3 protein-coding genes are annotated in these 2129 nt (G+C 31.6%); all 3 read right to left on the bottom strand.

What is annotated here, in order from left to right:
• Positions 1-419: hypothetical protein (locus tag CHB62_RS15100; RefSeq protein ID WP_089367365.1), on the bottom strand; the 419-nt coding region annotated here is incomplete at its 3' end.
• Between the two features lie 289 nt (positions 420-708).
• Entirely contained in the window at positions 709-1287 is a 579-nt protein-coding gene (locus CHB62_RS14445; RefSeq protein WP_006045580.1) for a hypothetical protein, read from the bottom strand.
• A gap of 53 nt (positions 1288-1340) precedes the next feature.
• On the bottom strand, positions 1341-2129 hold a 789-nt coding region (locus CHB62_RS14440; protein ID WP_497023424.1), incomplete at its 5' end, for a lysozyme family protein.

Here is a 2129-nt window from a genome sequence, read left to right as displayed (position 1 = left end):
GCATTGTAAATGAGAACTGTCCGGATTCTATTTCTCCAAACCCAAACCTGCAACCCATCTTTCTCAAAATCGTATACATGTTGCCGTTGCCCTTTCCCAGATACTAACACATATATATTATCTTCACTATCTGGTTCTTTAGAGAACTCTGTAAGGAAATCTGTATACTTCATCCCTATCAGATTCTTATTATGAAATAGACAATATGAAGAACATATAATTGTATTTATTGAACCATCCGTATCACACCACACATTAATTTCTTCTCTCTTGAAAAAATAAGAAATGTTTGAAAATGTAGCTTCATCATACATTTTCTTTGTATGCTCTTGGCTTAAATACATATTGATATTTGAACCAAGGACGAAATCTCCATATGAAACATTGGGAATCAGTCCTATATGTTGTTTATATTTCATTATGAAATTACCGTTTTGTCGTACTTGCGTTCTACTATGTTCTATACTCTTTAATTGTTTGGGGCTATAAATTATTTAACATTATTCTTTCCTGCTTATTGCTTCGCACTTTTAATACCCATATAAGGGTAATGATGAACGCTCTTGTATGGATAATAATTAACTTTTTCTATGTTCTTATATTTATCGTTAGCCACTGGGATGTTTGCTATAGATATTGTCTTCGCCTCGTGGGGGAGATGCGCGATTATATCTATTAATACAATTACCACTTTAAATTGTAGGAAACTTATTTATCATTATATTTATGAAAAACATATTCGTCTCCATCATCTTGATTTATATATATAAAAACGCTGTGAGGTATCTCCTCCTTAAAGTTTATTAAATTGAGGATTCCAAGAACAGGCTGCCCATTCAAATCTTCTTCCATTACATCCTTTATATGTAAAATATTATCTTCAACTTTTACAAAAAAACCTTTGGAGAAATTTGAGTAATACCCTTGTCTTATTCTATTTTTATACACAATAATATTTCCAGATGAATGAGGACTTTCTTTTAGCCCAAATGTATCTTCTTTTTTTAAAAAGGATATAGTGTCATTATCTGAATTAAGAATACTCCCCACAAAAAGAATTTCTGACTTACAGATATTATTTCTGTCTTTTGCTATTATAACAACCTTTTGTTTTATATGATTAACAATTTTATTTTCATATCTTACAACGGTCCTATCATATTTTTCAAAGGTTGTATAGATTGTGTCTCTTACAAAGTCTTGACTTATATTGTGAGATAAGCCTTTTGCATTATAATAGCTGTTGATGCCGCTTATAAAACAAAATAGTAAAAAAAATCTGTACATATATCTTCTTTTATAATCAGAACCATAAAAGCTATGGTTCTGATTGTTAACATTTATTTCATATGACTTATGTATGTATTCACCTTTTGTAGATAATTTTTTACTCCGCCACCATTATATCTCTGTATAGCAATTTGCCATCCTTTAAAATAGACATTTTTCCCATCTGAACGTAGTCCCTTTTGATATAAAATTCCTATACCTGCATGAACGGATAATTGCGGTGTTGCCCCTCCCATTTTCCGAAGACCAAATTGTGATTTCGAATCGTTCCAATCGTTTGAACTCGCAGAATACCAAACATTTGCTTGCATAATATCACTTTTGGCATTATTTAAGCTACTTCCAGGGGCTGTTCCTATGCGAGTTTCTTGCATAATAATAGCTTTTACAATATCTGGATCTAAGTTTGGTATTGAACTAGGATTATTTATATAAAGTCCATTAGTATGCTTCGGGGTAATTCCCCTATTTTTGTTTTGGTTGAAATAAGAAACTTCTGCAGCTATAAGGTAATCATATTTTTGATATTTTGACGAAGACAAATCAATATTGCCTTCATTGTAATTTATAACTCCAGGCATATCTGCTTCAATCCATCCAATGTGAGATTTTCCGCTTAGATTTTTTGTTTGAATATTCTTGGCTTTTAAATTGTGTACAAATGTAACATTATTTTTGCTTGAAATTCTTTTGGCTTCTGTCCCCCCTGGATTTACAAAAACAGTATCAGCTCCATTATAATCCAAGATTATGATAGGGTTTTGCAAACAATATACATACGGACTAGCATCTACAAATTTTTCCTGCAACGGATCTGTACTCATCCACAGACTCAACCT

Origin of the sequence: Prevotella jejuni (assembly GCF_900187995.1) — a bacterium.
In the GTDB taxonomy this organism is placed as follows: Bacteria; Bacteroidota; Bacteroidia; order Bacteroidales; family Bacteroidaceae; genus Prevotella; species Prevotella jejuni.
The sequence above is the reverse complement of the archived record's forward strand: the minus strand, read 5'-3'. Positions and strand labels throughout refer to the sequence as shown.

What these genes read in the sequence shown, in the direction of transcription:
- CHB62_RS14445 (WP_006045580.1), bottom strand. Translation starts at nt 1,287, where the DNA reads ATGTACAGATTTTTTTTACTATTTTGTTTTATAAGCGGCATCAACAGC.